Annotated in this window: 21 protein-coding genes; 8 read left to right on the top strand and 13 right to left on the bottom strand. The window is 68.7% G+C overall.

Annotated elements, in window-relative coordinates:
• The first annotated feature begins 25 nt into the window (after positions 1–25).
• The gene (locus tag AC3DE2_RS08780; RefSeq protein ID WP_488425875.1) at positions 26–853 is read left to right on the top strand and encodes a DUF4377 domain-containing protein; all 828 of its coding nucleotides are present in this window, start codon (positions 26–28) and stop codon (positions 851–853) included.
• 62 nt (positions 854–915) lie between these two features.
• On the opposite strand, the gene AC3DE2_RS08785 is transcribed toward AC3DE2_RS08780, so the two are convergent.
• The 10 genes from AC3DE2_RS08785 to AC3DE2_RS08830 form a co-directional block, all read right to left on the bottom strand.
• The gene (locus tag AC3DE2_RS08785) at positions 916–1,527 is read right to left on the bottom strand and encodes a YbhB/YbcL family Raf kinase inhibitor-like protein (protein WP_488425876.1); all 612 of its coding nucleotides are present in this window, start codon (positions 1,525–1,527) and stop codon (positions 916–918) included.
• Between the two features lie 52 nt (positions 1,528–1,579).
• Positions 1,580–2,572: a YheT family hydrolase gene (locus AC3DE2_RS08790; RefSeq protein ID WP_488426140.1), complete on the bottom strand. Its 993-nt coding sequence runs from the start codon at positions 2,570–2,572 to the stop codon at positions 1,580–1,582.
• Positions 2,573–2,664: 92 nt separating this feature from the next.
• Complete coding sequence (locus AC3DE2_RS08795) at positions 2,665–3,555, bottom strand: hypothetical protein (protein ID WP_295381532.1); 891 nt, start codon at positions 3,553–3,555, stop codon at positions 2,665–2,667.
• Positions 3,552–5,774, bottom strand: coding sequence for a M1 family metallopeptidase (locus AC3DE2_RS08800; RefSeq protein ID WP_488425878.1), 2,223 nt, complete (start codon positions 5,772–5,774; stop codon positions 3,552–3,554). Before AC3DE2_RS08800 ends, AC3DE2_RS08795 begins: the two co-directional genes overlap by 4 nt.
• A 57-nt stretch (positions 5,775–5,831) precedes the next feature.
• Positions 5,832–6,623 (bottom strand): lysophospholipid acyltransferase family protein, encoded by a 792-nt coding sequence (locus AC3DE2_RS08805; RefSeq protein ID WP_295381502.1) that lies wholly within the window; start codon positions 6,621–6,623, stop codon positions 5,832–5,834.
• 68 nt (positions 6,624–6,691) lie between these two features.
• On the bottom strand, positions 6,692–7,126 hold the full coding sequence (locus AC3DE2_RS08810; protein WP_295381491.1) for a hotdog fold thioesterase: 435 nt from the start codon (positions 7,124–7,126) through the stop codon (positions 6,692–6,694).
• A gap of 67 nt (positions 7,127–7,193) precedes the next feature.
• The gene (locus tag AC3DE2_RS08815) at positions 7,194–9,152 is read right to left on the bottom strand and encodes a phospholipase D family protein (protein WP_488426141.1); all 1,959 of its coding nucleotides are present in this window, start codon (positions 9,150–9,152) and stop codon (positions 7,194–7,196) included.
• 11 nt (positions 9,153–9,163) lie between these two features.
• Complete coding sequence (locus AC3DE2_RS08820; RefSeq protein WP_295376980.1) at positions 9,164–9,748, bottom strand: YceI family protein; 585 nt, start codon at positions 9,746–9,748, stop codon at positions 9,164–9,166.
• Positions 9,745–10,221, bottom strand: coding sequence for a SixA phosphatase family protein (locus AC3DE2_RS08825; RefSeq protein ID WP_295376983.1), 477 nt, complete (start codon positions 10,219–10,221; stop codon positions 9,745–9,747). Before AC3DE2_RS08825 ends, AC3DE2_RS08820 begins: the two co-directional genes overlap by 4 nt.
• Positions 10,222–10,243: 22 nt before the next feature.
• Positions 10,244–10,876, bottom strand: coding sequence for a nucleotide-binding protein (locus tag AC3DE2_RS08830; protein WP_488425879.1), 633 nt, complete (start codon positions 10,874–10,876; stop codon positions 10,244–10,246).
• 126 nt (positions 10,877–11,002) lie between these two features.
• Between AC3DE2_RS08830 and AC3DE2_RS08835 the strand changes: the two genes are divergently transcribed.
• The gene (locus AC3DE2_RS08835; RefSeq protein WP_488425880.1) at positions 11,003–12,481 is read left to right on the top strand and encodes an AAA family ATPase; all 1,479 of its coding nucleotides are present in this window, start codon (positions 11,003–11,005) and stop codon (positions 12,479–12,481) included.
• Between the two features lie 81 nt (positions 12,482–12,562).
• Here the strand turns inward: AC3DE2_RS08835 and AC3DE2_RS08840 are convergent, their stop codons facing one another.
• Entirely contained in the window at positions 12,563–13,750 is a 1,188-nt protein-coding gene (locus AC3DE2_RS08840) for an MFS transporter (protein ID WP_488425881.1), read from the bottom strand.
• Positions 13,751–13,918: 168 nt separating this feature from the next.
• Here AC3DE2_RS08840 and AC3DE2_RS08845 point away from each other — a divergent pair, with 168 nt between their 5' ends.
• Both AC3DE2_RS08845 and zapE read left to right on the top strand, forming a co-directional pair.
• Positions 13,919–14,581, top strand: a complete 663-nt coding sequence (locus AC3DE2_RS08845; protein WP_295376989.1) for an alpha/beta hydrolase — start codon at positions 13,919–13,921, stop codon at positions 14,579–14,581.
• Positions 14,581–15,735 (top strand): cell division protein ZapE, encoded by a 1,155-nt coding sequence (gene zapE / locus AC3DE2_RS08850; protein ID WP_488425882.1) that lies wholly within the window; start codon positions 14,581–14,583, stop codon positions 15,733–15,735. The genes AC3DE2_RS08845 and zapE overlap by 1 nt, the downstream gene beginning before the upstream one ends.
• Before the next feature lie 35 nt (positions 15,736–15,770).
• On the opposite strand, the gene AC3DE2_RS08855 is transcribed toward zapE, so the two are convergent.
• Together AC3DE2_RS08855 and AC3DE2_RS08860 are read right to left on the bottom strand one after the other, a co-directional pair.
• Positions 15,771–16,661, bottom strand: a complete 891-nt coding sequence (locus tag AC3DE2_RS08855; RefSeq protein ID WP_488425883.1) for a BPSS1780 family membrane protein — start codon at positions 16,659–16,661, stop codon at positions 15,771–15,773.
• Positions 16,662–16,684: 23 nt separating this feature from the next.
• Complete coding sequence (locus AC3DE2_RS08860) at positions 16,685–17,410, bottom strand: glutamine amidotransferase (RefSeq protein ID WP_488425884.1); 726 nt, start codon at positions 17,408–17,410, stop codon at positions 16,685–16,687.
• An 85-nt stretch (positions 17,411–17,495) separates the two neighbouring features.
• Between AC3DE2_RS08860 and glyQ the strand changes: the two genes are divergently transcribed.
• The 4 genes from glyQ (at position 17,496) to AC3DE2_RS08880 (ending at position 26,407) form a co-directional block, all read left to right on the top strand.
• Positions 17,496–18,410 (top strand): glycine--tRNA ligase subunit alpha, encoded by a 915-nt coding sequence (gene glyQ / locus AC3DE2_RS08865; RefSeq protein WP_183640179.1) that lies wholly within the window; start codon positions 17,496–17,498, stop codon positions 18,408–18,410.
• Between the two features lie 113 nt (positions 18,411–18,523).
• The gene (gene glyS, locus AC3DE2_RS08870) at positions 18,524–20,599 is read left to right on the top strand and encodes a glycine--tRNA ligase subunit beta (RefSeq protein ID WP_488425885.1); all 2,076 of its coding nucleotides are present in this window, start codon (positions 18,524–18,526) and stop codon (positions 20,597–20,599) included.
• A 223-nt stretch (positions 20,600–20,822) separates the two neighbouring features.
• Positions 20,823–22,607, top strand: a complete 1,785-nt coding sequence (locus AC3DE2_RS08875) for an autotransporter assembly complex protein TamA (protein ID WP_488425886.1) — start codon at positions 20,823–20,825, stop codon at positions 22,605–22,607.
• A 77-nt stretch (positions 22,608–22,684) separates the two neighbouring features.
• The gene (locus tag AC3DE2_RS08880; protein ID WP_488426142.1) at positions 22,685–26,407 is read left to right on the top strand and encodes a translocation/assembly module TamB domain-containing protein; all 3,723 of its coding nucleotides are present in this window, start codon (positions 22,685–22,687) and stop codon (positions 26,405–26,407) included.
• The last annotated feature ends 11 nt before the right edge of the window (positions 26,408–26,418 follow it).

Here is a 26,418-nt window from a genome sequence, read left to right on the forward strand (position 1 = left end):
ATTGGTCACCCTCAAGGAGAATCCCATGAAACGACTCATCCTGCTCGCCCTGCCGATCGCCCTGGCCGCCTGCGCCAAGCCCGCACAGGACACGCCGGCTCCGGCCGCCGAACCGCCCGCGGCCACCGCGCCGGCCGCCACGCCCGCACCGGCCGCGCCCACCGGCGCCGCCGCGCTGGGCGCCTATCACTGGCGCCTGCAGGACGCCAAGGATGCGCAGGGCAAGCGCATCGACGCGCTGTTCGCGCGCGCCGATCAGCCGCTGACCCTGGATTTCGCCGAAGGCCGCCTGGGCGTGAGCAACAGTTGCAACCGGATGGGCGGTGGTTACACCCTGGAAGGCGACAAGCTGACGGTGTCGAGCATGATGTCGACCCAGATGGCCTGCGCCGACGGCAAGCTGATGGCGCTGGACGGTGAAGCCGGCAAGCGACTGGAAGGCAGCTCCACGCTGGCCGTGCAGGCCGGCGACGAAGCCCGCCTGACCCTGACCAACGCCGCCGGCGACGTGCTGACCTTCGCCGGCGAACCCACCGCCGAAACCCGCTACGGCAGTCCCGGCGAACAGGCGTTCCTGGAAGTCGCGGCCGAAACCAAGCCGTGCAGCCACCCGCTGATTCCGAACAAGCAGTGCCTGCAGGTGCGCGAGATCCGCTACGACGACCAGGGCGTGAAGTCGACCGGAGGCGAGTGGCAGAACTTCTACGAGGACATCGAGGGTTACACCCACGAAGCCGGCATCCGCAACGTGCTGCGGGTGAAGCGCTTCAAGCGCAACCCGGTGCCGGCCGACGCCTCCGACACCGCCTACGTGCTGGACATGGTGGTCGAATCCGAGAGCGTGAAGAAGTAAGGCGCGACCGCCGCGCTGCGAAAGGAAAAGCCGGGCCCGCAAGGGTCCGGCTTTTTTTCCGCTCAGCGCAGCCGCGGGTTGAGCGTATAGGTGCCCTGCACTTCCGCCTCGGCCAGGGTGTGTCCCTGCACCGCGCGCCGCACGTCGGCGGCAGTGAAGCGGGCGGGCACGTCGAGTGAGGCGACGTCCAGTGCGTACAGCTTGAAAAAGTAGCGATGCACGCGCTGATCGTTGAACGGCGGATAGGGGCCGTCGTAGCCGAGGTAATCGCCGCCCATCTGCGCGTCGCCGGCGAACCAGCCGGTGTAATCGTTCAATCCCTGGCGCGCGCCGGCCGGGCCGGGCGGCGACGCCTTGCCGCGCGCGGTGACGCCGTCACTGCAGCTGCCGGCCGCGATCTCGCGCACCTCGGCGGGAATGTCGATCATCGTCCAGTGGACGAAATCCGCGCGCGGCTGGTCGTGCGGAATCTCCATGTCCTCGCGCCCCACCGTTTCGGCGACCGTCGGCGCATCGGGATCGATGCACAGCAACGCGAACGAGCGTGTTCCGGCGGGTACGTCGTCCCAGGCCAGGTGCGGATTGCGGTTGCCGGCGAATCCGTCGGGCCGGCCCATGGCGAACTCGGCGGGAATGGGCTGGCCGGCGTCGAAACTCTGGCTGCGGATGCGCATGCGCGGAACTCCTCGGTGAGGTTGAACGGCCGCCATGGTAACGCGTGGCGAATCAGGCGTCGGGGAGCGCCGCCTCCAGGCGATCGGCCACCCAGCGCTCGGCGAAACCATCGCAGGCGGCATTCTCGATGAAGCCGCAATGCCCGCCCCACGGCGCGATTTCAAGATGCGCGTTCGCGGGCAGGTGCCAATGCTCGAAATCCTCGAACGGAATGACCGGATCATCCTGCGCCATCAGGATGTCCGACGGAATTTCCAGCCCGGCCAAGCGCTCTCCGGCGATCGAGTAACCGTCGAAGTAGGCCTCCAGCGATCCGAACCCGGTGTGGCGCTCGGCCACCCAGCGCATCAGCCCGCGCATGTCCTGCGCCAGCACCGCATCGTCGTAGCAGTGGCGTTCCGGAAACAACTGGCGCTTGCGCAGCAGCGAACTGCGCCACTTGCGACGGAAATACCAGTCGTAGATCTGCAGCCCGTTCTCGATGTAGTCCATGGTCCGGTGCGGATCCAGCAGCGGGCATACCGCGGCCACCCGTCGCAGCGGCAGGCCGGCCTGTTGCGCGCGCAACGCCACCCGCAAGGCGAAGTTTCCGCCCAGCGAATAACCCGCCAGCACCATCGGCCGGGCCGGGTAGCGGGTCGCGACGTCCCCCACCGCATGGACCACCTCGTCGATGCGGTTGGAGTGGAACAGTTCCTCGTTGAGGTGGTGGGTATCGCCGTGATCGCGGAAATTCAGCCGGAACACATCGAAGCCGCGCAACAGCAGCTCGGCCGCGGTCATCCGCATGTAGCTGGAATCGGCGCTGCCCTCCCAGCCATGCAGCAACACCGCCAGCGCGCGTGGAGCGCGGCCGGGGACTTGGCTGTGGAAACCCTGCAGGCGCACGCCATCACCACCATCGACGATGACCTCGACATTCGTCGCACCGACGCGTTGCAGCGCGTGCACGCCACGCCTGCGGCGGATCAGGCTGGAACCCAGCACCGACTGCACGTGCGGGTTGCGCAGCCAGCGGGGAGGTCGGTAGTCAGCAGCGGTCAACATCGACGGCAAGCCATGCCCGTGGGGATGGGCGCATTGTCGCTCCAGAACAGCCGCCGCGCGAACACCGCGCGGCGGCATGCAGCGTTCCGTCAGGCGGCCCGGCGCGCCGCATCGTCCTCGACCACCGCGGCCAGCGCGCGCAGGCGTGCCAGCCGGACCCAGGCCAGCGACGCCACCACCAGTTGCGCGCACACCACCGCCAGCGCGAACGCACCCCAACCGATGCCGGCCACGCGGCTGCGCAGCCACGCCAACGCCAATGCCACCGCGAAGCCGATCACGCAGACCAGCAGGTACAACCCCAGCACCGCGAACGGACGCCGCAGGAACAGCCTGAAGCTGCGCCACCACGCGCGGATCACCGAACGGGTGTCGTCCAGCACCGCGATGCGCGCGCGGGTCAGTTCGATACCGGCGTGGGCAAGGATGAACACCAGCACCGCACCAGCCAGGGCTAGCCGATCTCCATTGCGGGCGCTGGACGCCAGCACGGCTTGCTCGGCGTGGGTCCCCGCCATTTCCATCCACCACGAGCCCAGTCCGATCGCGATGCCCAGCGGCAGCAGCGACCAGATCATCAGGCGCAGCTGGCGTCCGTACTCGCGCATGCCTTCGCCGGCCAGTACGCCGAGCCGGCCGGCCGAACCGTAGCGGATGCCCGCCAGCATGACCCCGGTCAGCCAGGGCGACAGCAACAGGCTGAGCACCAGGCTGATCAGCACGCCGAAGCCGACGCTGGCGTCCTTGTCGAAGACCTTGCCGAGATCCGCCAGCGCCAACGCATCCAATCCGACCGCGTGGCGGGCGGCATCGACGGTCTGGCTGAGCGCACCGTCCAGCGCGCGCCACACCGGAAAGGCCGCGATCAGCGCGACCACGCCCAGTGCGACCATCCACAACACCAGCACGCGCCACTGCAGCGCGCCGCCGAATGCGCCGAACAGCTGGCGCCAGAAACCGAAACCGGAACGTGCGTTCATAGGCTCACCAGGAAGGTCTGCAGGGCTTGGAACAGCGCCGCGAAATCGGCGCTCCAGCGGCGGGCCGCGCTGCCGTCGCTTTCCAGCGTGCGGCTGTCGTCGAGCTTGCTGGCATCGAGGTAGTGCAGCTTCTGCGGATCCAGTTGCACCGACACCGCCTTGCTCGTCCCCTCCCACACGAACCGCTTCCAGCTCGCATCGTCGTCCCAGTGCAGGGCCTTGCGGCTGCCATCGGCGAACGTGACCACCAGCGTCTGAGGTACCGTCGCGCCGTCGCGGCGCACCAGCACGGTGGTCCGCCAGGGGAACGGCCCGCTGCCGGGCCTGGCCTTGGGATTGGCCTTGTCCCATGCCGCGCGCCGTTCATCGATCCGCTTGTCGCGTTCGGCCTCGGTCACGTCCACGCGCTTGCCCTTTTCGATCTGCACGCCCGCCAGCGGCAGCACCTCGTTGCTGGTGAAGCGCTCGATACGATCATCGACCTTGCGGGTGGCGTACACCTGCTGGGCGAACACCCGCTCGACCACGTCGCGGCGCCCGGTCGAGACCGCCAGCGATTCACGCAGATCCGCGATGCTGGGATGGCGGAACTTCCAGGTGGCGTAGTACTCCTTGAATGCCTTCTCGATGGCAGGCGTGCCCAGTTGTGCTTCCAGATCCCGCATGACCGTCGCGGTGCGCGAGTACACCGCGCCATAGCTGCTGCTCGACAACCGGCCCCAGGAATTGGCGCCGGTACCATCGGCCGGGTCATCCAGCCGCGCGCCGAGGCGCTCCAATTCGAACTCGCCCAGGTGCGGACGGATGCCCAGCCGGCGCATCCACTCCGGCGCGATGACATAACGGCGCCCGGCCTCGCGCAGCATGCGCTGGTCCCAGTACTCGTTGAGGCCTTCGTCCAGCATCGGTTCCTCGAACTCGTTGGAGGCGAGGATGCCGTAGAAGTAGCCGTGGCCAAACTCGTGGATGGTGACGAAATCCAGGAGCAGCGCGTTCATGCCCAGCGGCGCCACCTTATCGAACGAATCGGCGGTGAAGAAGGTCGGGTACTCCATGCCCCCGGCCTCGGTCGCGTTGTGGGCCGGAATCACCACCGTCACCGTGCGATACGGATACGGGCCCAGGGTGCGCGAGAAATAGGTCAGCGATTCCTGCGTCGCCTTCAGCGCCGGCGCCGCGCTGGCCTTGTATTCCGGCGGATACAGCACGCGGATCTTGACCGGCGGGCTGCCCGGTCCGGTCCAGTCGCCCAGCAGCGGTTCGGCATAGCGCTTGTCGGCGGTCCAGGCGAAGTCATGCACGTCGTGCTGCACGTAGCGGTGCCGGCTGCGGCCGTTCGCCGTCACCGGTTCGCCCTGCAGTTCGCCGGTCGCGCCGACCCGATAGTCGCTGGGCACGTCCAGGGTCACGTCGTAGCTGCCGAAGTCGGCGTAGAACTCGCTGTGCAGGTGGAACTCGTGGACGTTCCAGCGCGGGGTGGTGGCACCGCGCTCGCCCGGCAGTTCCAGCACGCCGATCTTCGGGAACCACTGCGCGATCAGGTGGAAGCTGCCGAAGTAGCCGGTGCGCGCGATCACCCGCGGCAGCCGCGCGTCGAAGTCGATGTCCAGGGTGGTGCTGCCGCCCGGCGCCACCGCCTGCGGCAGATCCAGCCGCACCACGGTCATGTCGGTGGACGGGCCGTTGTCCGGCTGCACGAAGGTCTGCGGCACCGACGCGCCGGCCTGCATGACCCGGGTCATGTCGATCCAGCCCCATTCGCCATCCTTCATCGCCACGTCGGAGCGGAAATCGAAACCGAAGTTGCGCTGCTCGTGGAAGAAGGTGCTGCCCTCGTTGCGGAAGGCGTTGAGGTACAAGTGCAGATAAACCGAACGGACCGGACGATCACTGCGGTTGCGCCAGGTCAGTTGCTGCTTGCCCTTGAGCGTGTGCTTGTCCGGATCCAGGCTGACCTGGATCTTGTAGTCGACCACGCGATCGGACAGCGTGGGTTCCATTCCGGTGCGCGGACCACCCCAGGCCTGCGGCGAACTGGGCACGTCGACCGCGGCGGCGTCGGGCGCGGCCAGCGGGATGTCATCGGGAACGATGGCCGGCGCGATGGCCGGCGGTGGCGATGTCGAAGCGGCACTTGGCGGTCCCTCCGCCACCGCGATGGCGGTCGCCGCCACGCCAAAAAGCACCAGACCCGTTGCCTTCCACCAACGTGTTGCCATGCTCTCCCCTTCGAGTTGTCGTGGGCGGGCCCCTCACCCGCGCCGAAGTAACCGAGCTTACCGCATCGCCGCGATGATACGCTCGCGGGCAAGATCGGCGATGCGCCGGCGGCCTTCCATGTCGGTCACCCGGATCGGTTCGAGGAAGCAGATCGCCGCCTCGCGCGAGGGTTCGCCGAGCAGGCGCAGGAAGTTGGCGAAAAAACTTTCCCGCGGCGCGAACGCCACCACCGTCTGCGCGCTCGCATGCGGTCCATAGACCAGCGCCACCGGCTGCACCGGCACTTCCGCCTCGACCGCCGCAAGGAAGATGCGCGCGTGGAACGGTCCCACTTCGTGGCCATCGCGCGTGCGGCCCTCGGGGAACACGCCGACCGAGCGCCCCGCGCGCAGGCGCAGCAGCATTTCGTGCAGCACGCCACCCAGCGATTCCTGGCTGCCGCGCTGGTGGAAGATGGTTTCGCCGCGTTCGGCCAGCCAGCCCACCACCGGCCAGCCGCGGATTTCGCGCTTGGCCACGAAGCCCATCATGCGCTGGCTGTGCAGCATCTCGATGTCGACCCAGCTGACATGGTTGGCGACGAACAGGGTCGGCCCCGCCAGCGGCGTGCCTTCGCGATGCAGGCGGAAGCCGAAGATCCACATCAGCCCGGCCGACCAGATGCGGACGACGCGGTGTTCCAGCCGTTCGCCGCCCGCGTCCAGGCCCGCCCACAGCGGCACCATCGACAGCAGGGTCAGCGGCAGGAAGACCAGCAGGTGGATCAGCAGCAGCGGCACGCGGTACAGGTAGCGGAACGCGCGCGCCACACCGCCGCGTCCGGCGGCAGGAGTGGAGGTCAGGCTCATCCGCCCACGATACCGGATGCCCGCGTTCAGCGAAACGGCGCCGGTGCCCCGACGGCCCCGGTCCGCGCTCACGCCCCGGGGCCGGCCGCGGGCACCACCGCCAGGGTGATCCGCGAGACGCAGACCAGCTTGCCGGCTTCGTTCTCGATGCGGATTTCCCAGACCTGGGTGCTGCGGCCGACATGCAGCGCGCGCGCGGTGCCGGTCACTACGCCCTCGCGCACGGCGCGCATGTGGTTGGCGTTGATCTCCAGGCCGACCACCATTTCCCGGGCCGGGTCCACGCTGAGGTTGCCGGCCATGCTGCCCAGCGTCTCGGCCAGCGCCACCGACGCGCCGCCGTGCAGGATGCCGAACGGCTGGTGGGTACGCGCGTCCACCGGCATCGTCCCGCGCAGCCAGTCTTCGCCCGCCCCGGTCAGCACGATGCCCAAGTGGCCGACCAGGCTGTTGCGGGCATGGGCGTTGATGGCGTCGAGATCGACGGGCTGGCGGAAGGCCATGGCGGTGTCCTGTAGGGGGGAAGTGCAGTTTAGGCCAGCGCGGCGGCCGCGGCCGGTCCGCGCCGTGTCAGAGGATCGGCACCAGGCCGGCGCCGAACGCGGTGAGGATGCGGGTGTACAGCCACTTCGGGCCGACATTCACTTCCGGGAAATCGCCGACCGATCGATAGCACTGGTGGAAGCGCGGATCGCCGGGCGACAGCGGTTCCGGGCAATCAGGCCCCGGCACGAACTCGTAGCTGGTGGCATAGCGCCAGGGCCACAGGTCGAACAACGGCAGCGCCTCGGACACCTTGCCCAGGCTGTAGTCCAACCCGGAGAACACCGGCGGCTTGACCTTGCGCGCCACCAGCCAGGAATTCTCCGGCTGCATGTCGCGGCGGATGCTGTCGGCCAGCGCGCGCGCGAACGCCTCGTCCTCGATGATCACCACGCTCTCGGTGTTGTACGTCTCCGAACGTGGATCGAAGTTGTGGGTGCCGATCACCCCGATGCGGCCATCGATGACCATCGACTTGGCATGCAGGCCCATGCGCACGCCGGCGCGCTTGAGCGGCACCGGTCCGGTCGCCGCGCCGCTGCTCAGGAACGAAGGGCGCGCCTCGGTGCGCTGCAGTTTGCGGGTGGTTTCACCTTCGGACTCGCGCTTGCCCCTCGACGAGGATGACGCCGGCCCGATCGAGCCCGAGGGCCCGCGCGCGCGGCTGCGCCCGGACGCATCGGCCGGCGTCACCGGCGGTCCTTCCGGCATCAGGGTCGCATAGTCCACCGGAGCATCCTCCGGAAACGGTTTGTACTCGTGGATCTCGAAACCGAACTCGCGCAGGTAGCGGCGCTTGTACTTGAACGACATGGAATAGACGACCGGGTTGTCGGTGGCCGCCAGGCTGTTGGTGGACACGATGACCTTCGGCGGCGATTGCCGCTTGCGCATCGTCCGGAAGATCTCCTGCGCCTGCTTGGACATCACCAGATAAGGCGTCTGCAGCAACACTTCCTCGCTGGCATTGCCGATCAGGGTCTCCAGTTCCGGCGCGGACGGCGCGGCGTCGCTGCCATGCTCGCGGCGATGTTTCTGCGGCAGATCCGCCACGTACTTGACCTCGCCCACCGGCAACGCCGGTTCCACCAGCCGCTCCTGGATCACCGCCGGGTCGGCCGCGTCCCGCGCCATCGCCGCCACCCGCTCCGGACGCAGGAAGCGCGCCGGCGGCATGTCCGGCACGCCGCCGCGCAGCAGGGTGCGGCCGACATCGTTCAGGCGCTCGGCCGGGATGCTCCTGCGCGCGTCCCAGAACGCCTGGAAGTTGCCCGCCATCTCGCGGGCCGCCGGCCCGGCGACCAGCACGTCGCGGTCGCGGAAGTTGTATTCGGCGTCCCAGTCGTAATAGTCGTCCTGGTAGTTGCGCCCGCCGGTGATGCCGATTTCCTCGTCCACCAGCAGCAGCTTGGTGTGCATGCGCTGGTTGAAACGCCGGAAGCAGCACAGCACGCTGCCGGCGTAGTCGAAGTAATTGAGCTTGGCCTTGCCGAAGCTGGGGTTGTAGATGCGGATGGCGAAGTTCTGGTGGACGCCGGCCAAGGCGCCGAGGATCTGCAGGTCGGCGATCGCCGAAAGCTGGTCGATCAGCAGCCGCACCCGCACCCCGCGTCGCGCCGCCGCCACCAGTTCGTCGAGCACGAGGCGGGCGCTGTCGTCCTTGTCGAAGATGTAGGTCTGCAGATCGATGCTGCGGTGGGCGCTGCGGATCAGGTTGATTCGCGCCAGCAGCGAGTCCTCGCCGCGATCCAGGATCAGCGCGTAGTGCTTCGGCGTTTGCGGCGTGGACGCCGCCAGCGCGCGCGGGCCCAGATCATGCAGGGGCGAAGACAGCGCGCAGGCATCGGCTTCACGGCAATCCACCACGTCCGAGCGGGCGGCAACCGCGATCCCGGCCGCGCGGTCGCGCTGAGCCTCGCTCAGTCCGGCGCAGGCGGTGCACGCCAGCGACAGCAGGATCGCCGCGCTGCGCGCGGCGTTGCGCAACAAGGACAGATTCACTGGGGAGCTCCGTCCCTGACCCGGGCGCGCAGCACGAACACCACGCGATCGTTCACCGCCAGCTTCCAGTCGTCCATGTCGTAGTCGCTGCGACGCACCGCACCGGCGGCTACCACGTCGCAGTCCACCGCCGGGCGCGCGCAGGTGGCCGGCGCCACGGTCAGGCTGCGCGGCCGGCTGATCCCTCGGATGCTCAGGTCGCCTTCCAGCAGGCCGCCCTCGCGCAGCAGTTGCGGCGCATAGGGCTTGGAGATGAAGGTCACCACCGGATAGCGATCCGCCTCGAAGAACTTGGCGCTGCGCGCCCACTCGGTGTAGCGCGGATAGCCGACGATTTCGACACTGCGGGTATACATGCGCAGATGGACCTGCTGGCGGCCGTCCTCCAGCACCCGCACGTATCCCTCGTACTGGGGAAACAAGCCTTCCAGGCGTTGGCCCCAACGCGTGCGCAGTTCGAAACCCAGTCGCGTATGCGCCGGATCGAACCCCTTGTCTCCTCCCGCCCGGACCGGCCAGGCGCACAACAGGCCGAGTCCCAGAACAACGCTCAGCCACCCCCTGTCAGTCAACAGCGTCATGGCCACCAGAACGAAGACAGGGTGGCGACGCCAGGTTCGATATTGGCCTCGGCGGGCAGGGTCAGCACCACCACCGCCGCGGTCGGCATCCCGCGGTAGTCGCCGGACTGGCCGCTGTGCATCAGCGCCGCCAGGCGCTCGAAGCCGGGGTTGTGGCCGACCAGCATGAGGCGCTCCACTTCGCGGTGAGAGTCGGCCAGTTCGGCCAGCACGCCCGCGGTTGCCTCGTAGATGCCGTCCTCGAGCCGCTGCTCGACGTAGCCGATGGCTTCCAGCACCGCTTCCAGGGTTTCCCGGGCTCGCCGCGCCGGCGAGCACAGCACCCGGTCCGGCACCAGCCCGTGTTCGGCCAGCCAGCGGGCGGCCGCCTCGGCCTCGGCCAGGCCCTGCGGGGAAAGCGGCCGATCGACATCGGACTGCCCGGCAACGGCGGGCTCGGCGTGCGCGTGGCGCAGCAGGATCAGTTGGCGCATCGGGGCAGGGACTCCTTCCTGGTCAGGCTTTCTTGATCCACTTCATCAGCGGATCCCAATCGGATTGATGATCACGGACCTGGGCCGAACGGTAGTCGAACAGGCTGCGGCCGAGCCCCGCCAGCACCACGTAGGCCTGGGTATCGCGCAACTGCGCGACCACCGGGTAGGGCCAGGTGGAGAGCATCTCCACCGCCTGCTGCGAGGCATTGGTCCAGGGTTTGCTGCGGTTGACCACCAGGCCCACCGGCAGCTTGCGCTTGTGTACCCGCGGCACCTTGGCCAGGGTGTTGAGGAAGCCGACCGTGGCCTCGATGTCCAGCGCCGAGGGCAGGACCGGCACCACCACCGCATCGGCCTTGTCCAGGAACGATTCCAGGTCGGTGGCCATCGCGCCGGCCGCCGCATCGATCACCACCCGGTCGGCATCGTCGGGCACCGCGTCGCGCCAGGCGCGCCGGCCGGTGCCGTCGACCGGCAGCACCGCGCTGTCCAGTTCGGCCCGGCGCTCGGCCCAACGGGTGGAGGATCCCTGCGGGTCCGCGTCCACCAGCACCGTGCGCTTGCCGTCGAGGGCGAAGCTTGCCGCCAGGTTCGTCGCGATGGTGCTCTTGCCTGCGCCACCCTTGGAGCTGGCGACCAGAATCGTCTTCATGCGCTCACCTCGTTGCCCGGGAAACCGCAGGGTACACCGGCCGCAGGCGGGCGGGAATCGCCGGGCGTGTCCACGTTGCGTGAATCGCTTTGCTATCTTTCGTTCCCCGAGGGAACGACCGCTTTCATGAACGAACTCCAGGATTTGACCGCGCTGATCCGGGCCAACACCCCGTTGATCGTGATCGAGACCCAGGACGAGGCCCGCGCGGTCGATCTGTTCCGCCAGACCCTCTCGCAGGTCTGGCGGGCCCTGTACCGGTGGACCATCACCGAGGGCCTGCGCCGCATCGACATGGACCGCGAGGACGAGCCGGAAGGCCCGCCCGACGCCAGCGCCGCGTTGCAGGCGATGCGCCAGGCCAGCCAGCGCGGCATCTACCTGCTGCTGGATTTCCACCCTTACCTGGGCTACGCCAGCAGCCAGCGCGCGCTGCGCGACCTGATCCAGCGCCGCCACTGCCTGCCACACGTGATCGTCCTGGTTGGCCACAAGGTGGAGCTGCCGCCGGAGCTGGAATCGATGGCGGTGCGGTTCAGCCCGCGCCTGCCCGACGCCACCGCCCTGCAGAAGATGCTGCGCGAGGAAGCCGATGGCTACGCCCGCGAGAACGGCGGCCGGCGGGTCGAGGTGGACGGCGACGCCGCCCGCCAGATCCTGCGCAACCTGCAGGGTCTGGGCCTGTCCGACGCCCGCCGCATCGCCCGCCAGCTGATCCACGCCGACGGCGCGCTCAACGCCGACGACCTGCCCCAGCTGACCCGGCTCAAGTTCGAACTGCTGAACCGCAGCGGCCACCTGCACTACGAATACGACACCGCGCGCTTCGCCGAGGTGGCCGGCGCGCGCCGGCTGAAGCGCTGGATCGAGCAGCGCCGCGCGGTGTTCGCCGGCAGCGCGCCGCCGGGCCTGGACCCGCCGCGCGGCGTGCTGCTGCTGGGCGTGCAGGGCTGCGGCAAGTCGATGCTGGCCAAGGCCACCGCCGCCGGTTTCGGCGTTCCGCTGCTGCGGCTGGATTTCGGCACCCTGTACGACAAGTACCACGGCGAGACCGAGAAGAACCTGCGCACCGTGCTGGCCTCGGCCGAACAGCTGGCGCCCTCCGTGCTTTGGATCGACGAGATCGAGAAGGGCCTGGCCAGCGGCGGCGAGGACGGCGGGGTCTCCCGGCGCGTGCTCGGCTACCTGCTCACCTGGATGGCCGAGCGCAAGGCGCCGGTGTTCCTGGTCGCCACCGCCAACCAGGTCCAGGAACTGCCCGCCGAACTGCTGCGCAAGGGTCGCTTCGACGAAATCTTCTTCGTCGACCTGCCCGACGCCGACACCCGCGTGGAGATCCTGCGCGTGCACCTGGCCCGTCGCCATCTGCCGGTCGAGGAACTGCAACTGCCCGCGCTGGCCGCGGCGTCCGACGGCTTTTCCGGCGCGGAATTGGAACAGGCCATCGTCTCGGCGCTGTACACCGCGCATGGCGAGCAGCGCACGCTGGACACCGCATTGCTGATGGAGGAAATCCGCAACACCCGGCCGCTGTCGGTGCTGATGGCCGAACAGGTCGGCGCGCTGCGCGAATGGGCGCGCGAGCGGACGGTACCGGCGGACTGACCGATTGCTCATTGGGCCTGGGCGGCGCGTGGACATGCTGCGCCAGCCCGCTCGCGGGCTCCGTGCCCGCCCGGCCTTTGATCAGTGCCCGGCGGAACCGCTATCGCAGGCGGCGTCGAAGGGAACGCTCCGTGCATCGCGCTGCGCGCTGAGCACGGTCAGCCCCAATCCCACCGCGGTCACCGCCGCCGCCGCCACGCCCAGCACCGGATAGGCCGCGCCATGGGCCAGCAAGCTCGCGCCAATCCAGGCGCCACCGGCGTTGCCCAGGTTGAAGGCGCTCTGGTTGAGGGTCGACGCCAGCAGCGGCGCGTCCTTCGCCTGCTGCACCGAGCGCGTCTGCAGGCCCGGGCCGCCGATGAAACCGATGAAGCCGATCAGGAACACGCCCGCCACCGCGACCGGCTTGAGATGCATGCCGGCGGCGAACAGCAGGAAGAACACGCACAACACCGACAAGGCGATGGTCAGCGCGCGCATCAGTTTCCAGTCGGCCAGGCGGCCGCCGAGCAGCGTGCCCAGGGTCGCGCCCAGCCCGAACAGCACCAGCACCGCGCCCACCGAATGGCTGGCCACGCCGGCCTCGTCGGTGAGGATCGGCGCGATGTAGGTGAACACCGTGAACACGCCCCCGAAGCCGAACACGGTCATGCCCAGCGCGAGCAGCACCTGCGGCTCGCGCAGCACGCGCAGTTCGCGGCCCAGTCGCGGCGGCGCCAGGTTATGCAGCACAGGCACGTTGCGGGCGATGGCGATCAGCGCCACCACGCCCAGCCCCACCACCGCCCAGAACGTTGCCCGCCAGCCCAGCGCCTGTCCCAGCCAGGTGCCCGCGGGCACGCCGAGGATGTTGGCGACGGTGAGGCCGGTGAACATCAGCGCGATGGCCTGCGCGCGCTTGCCGGGCGGGGCGATATGTCCGGCGACCACCGCGCCCGCGCCGAAGAAGGAACCATGCGCCAGCGCGGCGATCACGCGCGCGGCCATCAGCGTGGTGTAGTCGGGAGCCAGCGCGCACAGCAAGTTGCCTAGCACGAACACGCCCATCAGCACCAGCAACACCGCCTTGCGCGGCAAGCGCGCCGTGGCCAGCGCCAGCAGCGGCCCGCCGAACACCACGCCCAGGGCGTAGCCGGACACCAGCATGCCGGCGGAGGGAATCGAGACATCGAGGTCCTGCGCCATCTGCGGCAGCAGGCCCATCACCACGAACTCGGTGGTGCCGATGGCGAAAGCGCTCACGGCGAGCGCGATGAGGGGAAGGCGCATGCGGGCGGAAATCCCGGAAACCGGGTATCGCGGGCGGGGGAATTAGCAATTGTGCGCCGCAGCAATGTCAACCGCAAGGCGAAACATCGAACGCTGCATTGCAGGTCCGATGGTCGCAGGCGCGCGTCCCGCCGGGGCCACGAAAGGCCCAGGGCTTATCATTGGCGCATGTCGATCCCCGATTTCCCCGCGCAGACCGCCAACCTCACCCTCCCCGGCCCGGAGGGTCCGCTGGAGGTCGCCGTCGAATGGCCGGACGGCGACGTCGCCGCGCTGCCGCTGATCGCCATCGTCTGCCATCCGCTGCCCATCGAGGGCGGCACCATGCACAACAAGGTGGTGGTGATGACCGCGCGCAGCCTGCGCGAACTGGGCGCGGTGACGGTGCGTTTCAACTTCCGCGGCACGGGCGGTTCGGCCGGCAGCTTCGATCATGGCGACGGCGAGTCCGAGGATCTGAAGGCGGTGGTCGAATGGGTGCGCGCGCAGCGGCCCGGAACGCGGCTGTGGCTGGCCGGCTTCAGCTTCGGCGCCTATGTCTCGCTGCGCTGCGCGGACACGCTCAGGCCCGATGCGCTGATTTCAATCGCGCCGCCGGCCGGCCGCTGGGACTTCGCGGCGATCGTGCCGCCGTCCTGTCCGTGGTTGGTGATCCAAGGCGAGCAGGACGAGATTGTCGAACCGCAGGCGGTCTACGACTGGATTGATTCGCTCAAGGATCCGCCCGAGCTGATCCGCATGCCGGAGACCAGCCACTTCTTCCACCGCAAGCTGATGGACCTGCGCGGCGCGATCAAGCACGCGATGAAGGCCTGGTTGCCGGAGGCATGATGGCGGATGGCGACACCCCGGCGCCCCTGACGCCGTCGCAGGCTTATGCGCGTGGCGTCGCCGAAGGCCGCTGGCGCGACGATCCCGCCCAGCACGAGGCGCTCGGCGAACTGGACCGCATCCACCTGGCGCTGCTGGAGGACCCGCAGGATGGCTGGCTGGATCGGCTGTCCGCGTTCTGGAAGAAGCCCGAACCGGTGCGCGGCCTGTACCTGTGGGGCGGCGTCGGGCGCGGCAAGACCTTCCTGATCGATCTGTTCTACGACGGCCTGCCGCTGGAGCCGTTCCATCCGGATTCGCCGCGCACGCGTGGCGATGGGGGCGGCAAGTACCGCACCCACTTCCACCGTTTCATGCGCGGCGTGCATGAGCGCCTGCGCGAGCACGCCGGCCAGAGCGACCCGCTGGCGAAGATCGCCCAGGAGTGGCGCGACCGCCTGCGCGTGCTGGTGCTGGATGAATTCTTCGTCACCGACATCGGCGACGCGATGCTGCTCGGGCGCCTGCTGGAACGCCTGATCGCCGAGGGCGTGACCCTGGTGACCAGTTCCAACACCGCTCCGGAAAACCTCTACAAGGATGGCCTGCAGCGCGACAGCTTCCTGCCGGCGATCGCGTTGCTGCAGAAATACTGCGTGGAGGTCCACGCGATCGGCGCGGAGGACTATCGCCTGCGCGCGCTGACCCGCTCGCCGGTCTATCGCGCCCCGCTGGACGCACAATCGGACGGCTGGCTGTGCGAACGCTGGAAGGAACTCAGCGCCGGCAGCGCCACCCGCGACGGCAACATCGTCATCGACGACCGGAGGATTCCGGTGCGCGGGCGCGGCAAGGGCATCGTCTGGTTCGATTTCGCCGCCATCTGCGAGGGACCGCGTGGCACCACCGACTACATCGAGGTGGCCCGCGAGTTCCATACCCTGCTGCTGGGCGGGATTCCGCGTTTCGACCGGCTCAACGAGGATGCCGCGCGCCGCTTCGTCAATCTCATCGACGAGATCTACGATCGCCAGGTCAACCTGGTCTGCACCGCCGACGCCGCGCCGATCGCGCTGTACACGGGCGAACGCCTGCAGGGCGCGTTCGAACGCACCGCCTCGCGGCTGATCGAGATGCAGAGCGCCGAATACCTGGGGACCGGGCACCGCGCCTAGCCATCAGCAGGACGGCGCGGCGGAATGGCGTCCGGTCAGGCTTCGATGTGGGTCGTGGCCGGCGTCGCCGTCGAGGCGGTCGAGCCCGCCGGCGTCATCATCTGGCGCCACGCGGTATACATCGCGCCCGCCAGCACCGGCGTCAGCACCGCCAGCAACACCAGTTGCCACAACAGCGCCGCGATCACCGGTCCGGCCACCAGCTGGAGTATCACCAGCAGCAACATCGAGCCAAAGGTGATCGCGAAGATCGCGATGCCGGCCAGCAGGTAGAACACGAGCATCGCGGTCCAGTTGTGCACGCAGGCGCGCAGGCTGTTGCGCATCGCGGTGAACGCATCGGTGCCGGAAAACAGGATCTGCGGCGCGGCGATGAAGGTCATCCACTTGATGCCGACGAAGGTAGCCGCCACCAGCAGCAGCCACAGCAGCAGGCGGCCGGCCGGCAGATCCTTCACCAGTGACGGATCCGGCTGGCCGCCCTCGGCGGCCACGGCCTGCATCTGCATCCATACGTCGCCCAGGTGCTTGAGTTGATCCGGACCGATCATCACCAGCAGCAGCAGGCCCAGCGCGAAGCAGGCGATCAGCTGCGGCAGCAAGGTGAGCAGCAAGGCCAGACCATGGCCGTCACGAATCGGCTGCAGCAGGTGCGCGGGCAGGGCCGGCCGGCCCTGGTCCACTTCCCGCGCCGCCCAGATCATGGCGCCGAAGAACAGCGGGCCGGCCAGGATCAGCAGGAACTGCGCCGCATACAGCAGCACGGTCACGCCGGTGGTGCTGGCAAGCACCATCAGCAGGGTCGAGGCCAGGCCCCACAACACCGCCAGCATGCCCAATGCCGCCGGCGCCCTGCGCAGCAGCGCGAATCCGCCCAGCAGCCATTCCGCGCCGGCGCTGGCCGGCACCTTGTTGATCATGCTCATCGGTAGTCCGTGGGAAGGAAAGCTCAGCGGGCCTGCAACCCGCGTGCGTGCGCGACGAAGCGCCGCAATAGTTTGCGGGCTTGCGGCGCCGCCGTCACGCTGCGGGCGATGCTGCCGGGGCAGCGGCCTTCGTTGCGCAGGTGCTCGGCGCGCGCGTGCACGTAGCCGCGCATGTGGTGGGTGGCGAATTCGGGGTGGAACTGCACGCCCCAGGCCCGGTCCCGCCAGCGAAAGGCATGGCATTGGTCCTGTTCGGAACGGGCCAGCACGGTCGCGCCGTCCGGCGCCCGCAGCACCGTCTGCACGTGGGTGGCGTGGGCGGCGAAACTGGGCGGGAGCCCGGCGAACAGGGGGTCGCCCTCGGCATGCGGATGCAGATCGATGGTCACGGTGCCGGATTCGCGTCCGGCCGGGTTGTAGGCGACCTCGCCGCCCAGCGCGTGCGCCAGCAACTGGTGGCCGTAGCAGATGCCCAGCACCGGCACGCCTTCGTGGACCGCATCGCGCAGCCAGTCGGCGCTGCGTTCGCTCCAGTCGGCGCGGTCGGTGACCATCGCCGCCGAACCGCTGACGATCACCCCGGCGAATCCCTCGCGGCGTGGCAGCGCGTCGCCGCGCTCGACATTGCTCACCACGGTCTCGTCCGCCTCCAGTCCGGCCGCCACCCGGATCCAGTGCGGAAAGCCGCCATAACGCCGCATCGACGGCACCGGCTGGCCGGTTTCGACGATGAGGAAAGGCGCTTTCACGGGAACGTCCACGGTGGGCAAACGAAGGTGGGGCGGGGGCTTCCCCCGTATACTAGCCCGCTTTTCCGCAGTGCACGATAAGCCGATGGCCGCCACTTCGACCCCCGCCGTGACCTTCCAGGGGCTCATCCAGACCCTGAACCAGTATTGGGCCGCCCAGGGCTGCGTACTGATCCAGCCGCTGGACCTGGAAGTCGGCGCCGGCACCTTCCATCCCGCCACCTTCCTGCGCGCGCTCGGTCCGGAGCCGTGGAACGCCGCCTACGTGCAGCCCAGCCGCCGCCCTACCGACGGCCGCTACGGCGAAAACCCCAACCGCCTGCAGCGTTACTACCAGTACCAGGTGGTGATGAAGCCCAACCCGGACAACATCCAGGAGCTGTACCTGGAGTCGCTGAAGGCCCTGGGCATCGATCCGCGCGTGCACGACCTGCGTTTCGTCGAGGACAACTGGGAATCGCCGACGCTCGGCGCCTGGGGCCTGGGCTGGGAAGTCTGGCTCAACGGCATGGAGGTCACCCAGTTCACCTACTTCCAGCAGGCCGGCGGCCTGGAGTGCCGGCCGGTGCTGGGCGAGATCACCTACGGCCTGGAACGGTTGTGCATGTACCTGCAGAACTGCGACAACGTCTATGACCTGGTGTGGACCGAAGGTCCGCAGGGCATCGTCACCTACGGCGATGTCTACCACCAGAACGAAGTCGAGCAGAGCACCTACAACTTCGAATACGCCGACGTCGCCGAACTGTTCCACCGCTTCGACGCCTGCGAGGCCGAGGCGATGAAGCTGGTCGAGGCCGGCCTGCCGCTGCCGGCCTACGAACAGGTCTGCAAGGCCTCGCACAGTTTCAATCTGCTGGACGCGCGCCGCGCGATTTCGGTGACCGAGCGCCAGCGCTACATCCTGCGCGTGCGCAAGCTGGCCCAGGCGGTCGCCGAGGCCTACCACGCGCAGCGCGAGAAGCTCGGCTTCCCCGGACTGAAAAACCGGACCCCATGACACGCGTCCTTCCCCCGCTCGCGGGGGAAGGTACCCGCAGGGCGGATGGGGGCAAGCCCCGTGCCCTACCCACCGCTTCCAAGCGGGACAGGCAAGACACCAGGTTGCACGACATGAGCGAACAAAAATCCCTGCTGATCGAACTCGGAACCGAGGAACTGCCGGTCAAGGCGCTGCCCGGACTGGCACAGGCGTTCTTCGATGGTGTGATCGGCGCGTTGGAAAAGCGCGGCGTCGAATTCCGGCGCGGCGACGCCAAGCCGCTGTACACGCCGCGCCGCCTGGCCGTGCTGCTGCCGGGCGTGGCGGTGGAACAGCCTGAGCAGAAATCGGAAGTGCTGGGGCCGTACCTCAACATCGCGCTCGACGCCAACGGCGAGCCGACCAAGGCGCTGCAGGGCTTCGCCGCCAAGGCCGGCATCGACTGGACCCAGCTGGAGCGCACCACCGACGGCAAGGGCGAGCGTTTCGTCCACCGCGCGATCAAGCCCGGCGCGAACACTGCCAGCCTGCTGCCGGACATCGTGCGCGAAGCCATCGCCGGCATGCCCATCCCCAAGCCGATGCGCTGGGGCGATCACGACTACGCCTTCGCGCGGCCGGTGCACTGGCTGGTGCTGCTGCTGGGCGGGGACGTCGTCGACGCGGAAGTGCTGGGCGTCAAGGCCGATCGCATGAGCCGCGGCCATCGCTTCGAGCATGACAAGCCGGTCTGGATCGGCCAGCCCGGCGACTACGTGGATTCGCTGCGCGCGGCCAGGGTGCTGGTGGATGCCGACGAGCGCCGCCGCCGCATCGTGGACGCGGTCAACCAGGCCGCGCAGGGCGCCGGTGGCGTCGCCCGGATCACCGACGACAACCTGGAGCAGGTGGTCTGCCTGACCGAATGGCCGGCCGCGGTGCTGTGCGGTTTCGAACCGGCGTTCCTGGCGGTACCGCAGGAAGCGCTGATCGAAACGATGGAGATCAACCAGAAGTTCTTCCCGGTGCTGGACGATGCCGGCAAGCTGACCGAACACTTCATCGGCATCGCCAACATCGAGTCGCAGAACGTGGTCGAAGTCCGCAAGGGCTACGAGCGCGTCATCCGCCCGCGCTTCTCCGACGCCAAGTTCTTCTTCGATGAGGATCTCAAGCAGGGCCTGCGTTCGATGGGCGATGGCCTGGCCTCGGTCACTTACCAGGCCAGGCTGGGCAGCGTGGCGGACAAGGTCGTGCGCGTGGCCGCGCTGGCCGAGGCGATCGCGCCGCAGGCCGGAGCCGATGCCGCCGAGGCGCGCCGCGCCGCCGAATTGTCGAAGAACGACCTGCAGTCGCGCATGGTCAACGAGTTTCCGGAACTGCAGGGCATCGCCGGGCGCCACTACGCGGTGGCCGCGGGCGAGCCGAAGGAGATCGCGCTAGCGATCGACGAGGCCTACCAGCCGCGCTTCGCCGGCGACGACATCGCGCTCTCTCCACTGGGCAAGGTGCTGGCGATCGCCGAGCGCCTGGACACGCTGGCCGGCGGTTTCGCCGCGGGCCTGAAGCCGACCGGCAACAAGGATCCCTTCGCCCTGCGCCGCAATGCGCTGGGCCTGGCGCGCACGATGATCGAATCCGGCTTCAACCTGGATCTGCCCGCCCTGCTCAATCGCGCCAACGGCGCGCTGGCCGCGCGCGGCGTGCAGGCGGAGGTGCATGAACTGCATGACTTCATCCTCGATCGCCTGCGCGGCTACTACGCCGACAAGGGCGTGCCGGCCGCGCATTTCAACGCGGTCGCCGAACTGAAGCCGGCCTCCCTGTATGACTTCGACACGCGCCTGGATGCCATCGGCACCTTCGCCAGCCTGCCCGAAGCCGAGGCGCTGGCCGCGGCCAACAAGCGCATCAACAACATATTGAAGAAGGCCGACATCGCGATTCCGGCGATGGAGGATCGCGCGTTGCTGAAGGAGCCGGCCGAAAGCGCATTGGCCGAAGCGGTGGAAGCCGCGCTCGGCGACACCGACGAGGCCCTGCACCACCATGACTACGTCAGCGTGCTGAACCGCCTTGCTCGGCTGCGCCCGCAGGTGGACGCGTTCTTCGACAACGTGATGGTCAATGCCGAGGATCCGGCGATCCGCGCCAACCGCCTGGCCCTGCTCAAGCGCCTGGCCGATCGCTTCCGCGCCGTCGCCGCCATCGAACATCTCTCGGTCTGAACCGAAGGCCTCCCCGCCACCGCGGGGAGGCCATCTCGTTGTTGCCTGCGGACCTCACATCACCCGCGCCCCCGCAGCTGCGCGGCACTCGGACATCTCACGGTCGCGGCGGCCGCCCGAGCGGTCCGTTCCGTCATTCAGCATCACGCCCGCCGCTCGCATCGGGCCGCGCGCCCTCATGTTCCTTTAACCCGAAAATCCCTTCGCCGGTTATCCTGCCCGCATGCGACGAATCCCCCCCTTCGCCACCCTGCTTGTCCTGCTTGCCGCCAGTGGTCCCGCCTGGGCCGCGGCCACCATCGACAGGATCCGCATCGAAGGGATCGAGGACGAGGCGATGGTGGAGAACATCAACGTCGCCCTGTCACTGAACGACGTGGTCGGCAAGCGCCTGGGCGAATCGCGCCTGGAATACCTGCTGGGCGAAGCCGCCGCGCAGGCGCGTGAAGCGCTGGAACCCTTCGGTTACTACTCGCCCGACATCCAGGTGCAGGCCAACCGTACCGGCGATGGCGAAAACGAACGGGTGGAGGTGATCATCCGGGTGGCCCGGGGCGAGCCGGTGCGGGTCCGGCGTTCCAGCCTGAGCATCGATGGCGAAGGCGGCGACGATCGCTACCTGAAGGAAGACCTCGCCGCATTCGCGCCGCGCACCGGCGAGGTTTTCGATCACACGACCTATGAAGCCAGCAAGCTCAAGATCGTGCGGCGCCTGGCCGACCGCGGTTACTTCGACGCCGACTTCACCCAGCGCCGGGTCGAAGTCACCCGCGCCGAGCACGCGGCCGACATCGATCTGGCCTGGGTCAGCGGCATCCGCTACGACATGGGCCCCACCACCTTCCACCAGGGCAAGTTCGAACCCGGCCTGCTGGACAAGCTGGTGTACTGGGAAGAAGGCAGCTACTTCCACCAGGGCAAGCTGGATCGCCTGCGCGAATCCCTGGTGGGACTCGACTATTTCAGCAACATCGACATCCAGGCCAATCCCGACAAGGCCGAGAACGGCCGCGTGCCGATCGACGTCAACCTCAGCCTGGCCAAGCGCACCATCTACACCGCCGGCGTGAGCTACGGTTCCGAGAGCGGCGCCGGTATCCGCATGGGCGTCGATCGACGCTATCTCAATTCCCGCGGGCACAAGCTGTCCACCCAGCTGGACTACGCGCAGAACCGCAAGACCCTGCTGACCCAGTACCGCATTCCCGCCTTCAAGTGGCTGGATGGCTGGTACACCATCGCCGCGCAGGCCAGCGACGAGCAGACCGACTACATCGACCTGCGCCACATCGAGTTCATCGGCAGCCGCAGCGGCCAGATCAACGAGGACTGGACCGCGGTCGCCTCGATCCATGCCTTGCGCGAACGCTGGGCGTACTACGAGGACGAGGACGGCAACGAACTGGACTCGCCCGAGTACCGCTACGCCACCTTCACCTATCCCTCGTTGCAGGCCGACTACCTCAACGCGCCGGTGGGCTCGAACCGGCCCGACCGGTTGGCCGGTTCGGTGCTGCTGCGCGGCGGCGTGGAAGGCGCCGGGTCCGACGCCAGCTTCCTGCAGGCGCACATCCGCGCGCGCTGGTCGCGCGAGTACGGTCGCAACAGCGCGCTGATCTTCCGGGGTGAATACGGCCATACCTTCACCAGCAGCCTGGTCGGCATGCCGCCGTCGCTGCGCTTCTTCGCCGGCGGTGACCGCAGCATCCGCGGCTATGCCTGGCGCGAAGTCGGTCCGCGCATCGGCAAATACGCGCTGGGCGCCAAGAACGTGGTCACCGCCAGCGCCGAGTACGAGTACTACCCCGGCGGCGGTCCGTGGGGCGGCGCGGTGTTCGTGGACACCGGCAGCGCCTTCGATGGCGGCATGCCGGACCTGAGCACCGGCGTGGGCATCGGCTTCCGCTGGCGTTCGCCGATCGGCCCGGTGCGGCTGGACCTGGCGCATGGCCTGAACGATCCCGATTCGCAGTTCCAGATCTACCTCAACATCGGAACCGACCTGTGAGCCGGCCCGTCGACGACATCACCCCGGAAGAACGCGAGGCGCGCATCGCCGAACTGCGCGCACGCCGCCGCGCCCGCATGCGGGTGCTGGCGGTCCGCAGCGCGATCGGCACCGGGGTGCTGGTGCTGCTGCTGTGCTTCGGCCTGTACTGGCTGCTGCAGACCGTGGCCGGCCGCGACGTGCTGCTGGCGCAGGTGGTGGCGCGGTTGCCGGCCAACTCCTCGCTCACCTGGAAAAAGGTGGAGGGACCGCTGGCCGGCCCGCTGACCCTGCATGGCGTGGATTTCCGCTGGGACAAGATCCATTTCACCGCCGAGCGCGTGTACCTGGATCCGGATCTGCGTCCGCTGCTGGGCAAGCGCCTGCGCCTGGACGCGCTGGAGATCCGCAACGCTACCCTGGACGTGCCGGAAAGCGACGAACCCTTCGAGCTGCCGCGTTGGCCCGAATCGCTGCCGCAGATCCAGATGCCGCTGGCGATCCAGGCCGATACCCTGGTCATCGACGGGTTCGCGATCTCGCAGGCCGGCAAGCCGGTGATCGACATCCGTCGCGGCCGTGGCGGCATCGATATCGGCAACGGCTATTTCCTGGCCGAAAAACTCGCCATCGACACCGATCGCGGCAACTTCAACGCGAACGGCGGCTATGCGCCGGGCAAGGGCTACCGCACCGACCTGGTCGTCACCGGCGTGTTCCCCGCACCGGCGGGCAAGGCGCCGGCACGCGTGGGCCTGGTCGCGCGCGGCGACATCGACCGGATGGACATGGCGCTGGCCGGCAATGCGCCGGCACCGGTGCGCGTGCTGCTGACCCTGCGCGGCGCCGAGAATCCCACCTGGCATTTCACCGGCAAGACCGAGCTGCTGGATCTGGCGGCACTGGCGGTCACCGAGGACAGCCTGCCGCTGGCCTTCGATCTGAAGGCCGACGGCGCGGGCGGCAAGGCCACCCTGCAGGGACGCATCGTCCAGGACAAGACCACGCTGGTGATCGATCCCTCCCAGGTCGCCATCGCCGACGAGGTGCTGACGGTCGAGCCGCTGGTGGTGCGCGCGTTCGAAGGCATCACCACGCTGCGCGGACGCGCCGACTTCAAGGATCCGGCGAATCCGCAGTTCCGTTTCGCGATCAATGCGCGCGGACTGCGCTGGGGCGACAGCGCCGAGACCGCCATCGGCGCCAGCGCCGATCTGGGCGTGGCCGGCCAGCTGGAAAACTGGGCGGCGGTCGGCAAGGCCGACTTCACCCGCGCCGGTGAAAAGGCGCAAGTGGAGTTCGACGCGGCCGGCAACGGCGAGCGCGCGACCGTGAAGACGCTGCGGGCGAAAATGCCGACCGGCCAGCTCGACGCCGGTGGCGACGTGGCATGGACGCCGGTCCTGGCGTGGGACATGAAGGCGAAGCTGGCCGGCTTCGATCCCGGCTATTTCCTCGCCGACTGGGACGGCCACCTGTCCGGCGAATTCAGCAGCCAGGGCCAGGCGCGCGAAGCGGGCGGTTTCGACGCCACCCTGGACCTGCCGAAGCTGGCGGGCCGGCTGCGTGGCCGGCCGCTGGACGCGCGCGGCAACTTCGCCCTGCATGGCGAGGATGGCGAGGGCCAACTGGCGATGACGCTCGGCGGCAGCCGCGTGCAGGCCAAGGGCAAGGTGGGCGACCGGCTGGCGGTGGATGCGTCGCTGTCGCCGCTGCACCTGGCGGATCTGCTGCCCACCGGCAGCGGCACCCTGCAGGGCACGGTGAAACTGACCGGCGCGCGCGCCGCGCCGGACATCGAGGCCGATCTGTCCGGCAGCCAATTGCGCTGGAACGACTGGAGCGCCGACACCGTCAGCCTGCGCGGCCGCCTGCCCTGGCGCAGTGGCAACGGCGAACTGGCCGTTCGCGCCAGCGCGGTCAACGTCGGCATGGTGCTGGATGAGCTGCGCCTGGACGCGCGCGGCGCGGTGGAGGATCTACGGGTCGACGGCGACGCACGCAATCCGATGGGCGCGATCGCATTGGCCGGAAGCGCGCAGCGGCGCGGCGACAACTGGCAGGGTGCGCTGGATGCCCTGCGCATCGCCCCGTCCAAGGGCGGCGCCTGGCAACTGCAGCAGCCGGCGCGGTTTGCCCAGCGCGGCGCCAACTGGACATTGACCAGCACCTGCCTCGCCTCCAACGATGGCGGTTCGCTGTGCGCCGAGGCCGACTGGCCGCGACAGGGCCTGAGCCTGCATTCGGATTCACTGCCGTTGACGCTGGTGCATCCCTGGCTGCCGCAGAACAGCGGCCGCCCGCTGATCCTGCGCGGCAACCTGGCCCTCGACGCCAGCCTGCGTCCGCGCGGCAACGCCTGGGAAGGCAAGATCCACCTGGCCTCGCTGGAAGGCGGCATGAAGCTGGGCAACAACGCACGGGGCGAGCTGATCAGCTACGACAACTTCAGTTTCGACGCCGACTTCAACCCGCAGCGCATCCAGGCCCGCCTGGGCAGCGGCTTCAAGGGCAACGGCTATGTCGATGCCACCGTCAATACCGGTTGGGACGAATTCTCGCCGCTGCGGGGCGATCTGTACTTCCACAATTCGCGATTGTTCTGGCTGGAACTGTTCTCGCCGGATCTGGTGCGTCCGCGCGGGAAGCTGGCCGGCCACATCGGCCTGGCCGGCACCCGTGGCCGGCCGGCGCTCACCGGCGAGGCGGACCTGACCGAATTCACCGGCGAGCTGCCCGCGCTCGGCATCACCCTCGCCGACGGCACCGCCCGCCTGGTCGCGCTGGCCGATGGCAGCGCGCGCATCGACGGCAGCGTGAAATCCGGCGAAGGCGTGCTGCGGGTCGACGGCAGCCTGGGCTGGAACAACGACACCACGCCGCTGCAATTCAACGTGCGCGGCGACAACGTGCTGGTGTCCGATACCACCGATCTGCGCGCCATCGCCTCGCCCGACATCCAGGTGGGCTTCGCCGACAACACCATCCAGGTGCGCGGCGATGTCACCGTGCCATCGGCGAGCATCGACGTCGAAAAACTCGACGATGGCGTGTCCGCGTCCGAGGACGTGGTGGTGCTGGATCCGGCCGATCCGGAACGCACCCCGAGTTCGCGCCTGGATCTGGACCTGGGCATCACCCTGGGCGACAAGGTCGCGCTGAAGGGCTACGGCCTGGAAGGCACGCTGGCCGGCAACATGCGGGTGCGCTCGCGGCTGGGCCGCGAGATGGTCGCCACCGGGCGCCTGGACGTGGACGGACGTTACGAAGCCTACGGCCAGAAACTGCAGATCACCCGCGGCGAACTGACCTGGAGCAACAACGCGGTGAGCGACCCGCGCATCAACATCCGCGCCCAGCGCGAGGTGATCAGCGCGGGCGTCACCGCCGGCATCGACGTCACCGGCCGCGCCAGCCAGCCGCGCGCCAAGGTATGGTCGGATCCGGCCAGTTCCGAATCCGAGGCGCTGGCTTACCTGGTGCTGGGCCGTTCGCTCAACAGCGCCAGCAGCGACGAGAGCCAGCGCATCAACGCCGCATCCTCCGCGCTTTCGGCCGGCGCCGGCCTGCTGGCCTCGCAGCTGGGTGCCAAGATCGGCCTGGATGATGCCGGCGTGCTGGAATCGCGCACGCTGGGCGGCTCGGTGTTCGGCGTCGGCAAGTACCTCTCGCCGCGGCTGTACGTCAGCTACGGCGTGTCGATGGTTGGCTCGGGTTCGGCGGTCACGCTGAAGTACCTGCTGCGCAAGGGCTTCGACATCGAAATCGAGTCCAGCACCATCGAGAGCCGCGGCTCGATCAACTGGCGCAAGGAAAAGTAGGACGGTCCACC

The sequence above is a fragment of the Pseudoxanthomonas sp. 68-E7 genome (assembly GCF_057773145.1).

Bases quoted from the DNA above. Each gene is read 5' to 3' on its own strand.
- AC3DE2_RS08880 (WP_488426142.1), top strand. From the start codon at position 22,685: ATGCGGGTGCTGGCGGTCCGCAGCGCGATCGGCACCGGGGTGCTGGTG.
- AC3DE2_RS08825 (WP_295376983.1), bottom strand. From the start codon at position 10,221: ATGCGCCAACTGATCCTGCTGCGCCACGCGCACGCCGAGCCCGCCGTT.
- zapE (WP_488425882.1), top strand. From the start codon at position 14,581: ATGGCGGATGGCGACACCCCGGCGCCCCTGACGCCGTCGCAGGCTTAT.
- AC3DE2_RS08855 (WP_488425883.1), bottom strand. From the start codon at position 16,661: ATGAGCATGATCAACAAGGTGCCGGCCAGCGCCGGCGCGGAATGGCTG.
- AC3DE2_RS08800 (WP_488425878.1), bottom strand. From the start codon at position 5,774: ATGGCAACACGTTGGTGGAAGGCAACGGGTCTGGTGCTTTTTGGCGTG.
- AC3DE2_RS08785 (WP_488425876.1), bottom strand. From the start codon at position 1,527: ATGCGCATCCGCAGCCAGAGTTTCGACGCCGGCCAGCCCATTCCCGCC.
- glyS (WP_488425885.1), top strand. From the start codon at position 18,524: ATGAGCGAACAAAAATCCCTGCTGATCGAACTCGGAACCGAGGAACTG.
- glyQ (WP_183640179.1), top strand. From the start codon at position 17,496: ATGGCCGCCACTTCGACCCCCGCCGTGACCTTCCAGGGGCTCATCCAG.
- AC3DE2_RS08835 (WP_488425880.1), top strand. From the start codon at position 11,003: ATGAACGAACTCCAGGATTTGACCGCGCTGATCCGGGCCAACACCCCG.
- AC3DE2_RS08830 (WP_488425879.1), bottom strand. From the start codon at position 10,876: ATGAAGACGATTCTGGTCGCCAGCTCCAAGGGTGGCGCAGGCAAGAGC.
- AC3DE2_RS08845 (WP_295376989.1), top strand. From the start codon at position 13,919: ATGTCGATCCCCGATTTCCCCGCGCAGACCGCCAACCTCACCCTCCCC.
- AC3DE2_RS08820 (WP_295376980.1), bottom strand. From the start codon at position 9,748: ATGACGCTGTTGACTGACAGGGGGTGGCTGAGCGTTGTTCTGGGACTC.
- AC3DE2_RS08840 (WP_488425881.1), bottom strand. From the start codon at position 13,750: ATGCGCCTTCCCCTCATCGCGCTCGCCGTGAGCGCTTTCGCCATCGGC.
- AC3DE2_RS08810 (WP_295381491.1), bottom strand. From the start codon at position 7,126: ATGGCCTTCCGCCAGCCCGTCGATCTCGACGCCATCAACGCCCATGCC.
- AC3DE2_RS08795 (WP_295381532.1), bottom strand. From the start codon at position 3,555: ATGAACGCACGTTCCGGTTTCGGTTTCTGGCGCCAGCTGTTCGGCGCA.
- AC3DE2_RS08805 (WP_295381502.1), bottom strand. From the start codon at position 6,623: ATGAGCCTGACCTCCACTCCTGCCGCCGGACGCGGCGGTGTGGCGCGC.
- AC3DE2_RS08780 (WP_488425875.1), top strand. From the start codon at position 26: ATGAAACGACTCATCCTGCTCGCCCTGCCGATCGCCCTGGCCGCCTGC.
- AC3DE2_RS08875 (WP_488425886.1), top strand. From the start codon at position 20,823: ATGCGACGAATCCCCCCCTTCGCCACCCTGCTTGTCCTGCTTGCCGCC.